The 440-nt window shown below is 57.7% G+C and carries 1 protein-coding gene; it reads left to right on the top strand.

What is annotated here, in order from left to right; genetic code table 11:
* On the top strand, positions 1 to 440 hold a 440-nt coding region (gene vgrG, locus HGT73_RS14645; protein WP_214215981.1), incomplete at both ends, for a type VI secretion system tip protein VgrG.

Here is a 440-nt window from a genome sequence, read left to right as displayed (position 1 = left end):
GGGATGCCGTACTACGAGAACCGCTGCTGGCGTCCTGCTGCTAAAAAGCGCCCGGTGGTCAGCGGCACCCTGACGGCACGAGTGACCAGCGCCAAAGATAACGACATCTACGCCTGGCAGGATGCATCAGGCATGTACCGGGTGAAATTCGATGCCGACCGTGATGACAAACGTCAGGGCATGGAAAGTATGCCGGTACGTTTTGCCAAACCTTACGGTGGCGACCAGTACGGCTTCCACTTTCCGCTGATACAGGGCACTGAAGTCGCCATTGCGTTTCACGAAGGCGATCCGGATCGCCCGTATATTGCCCATGCCATGCACGACTCCCGCCACGTTGACCACGTTACTGAACTGAACAGCACGCGTAACGTTATCCGCACAGCTGGCCTGAACAAGCTGCGGATGGAGGACAAGCGCGGAGAAGAGCACGTCAAGCT

This window comes from Rosenbergiella australiborealis, assembly GCF_018494035.1.
In the GTDB taxonomy this organism is placed as follows: Bacteria; Pseudomonadota; Gammaproteobacteria; order Enterobacterales; family Enterobacteriaceae; genus Rosenbergiella; species Rosenbergiella australiborealis.
Note: the sequence above shows the minus strand (reverse complement) of the source record. Positions and strands in the feature narration are given on the sequence as shown.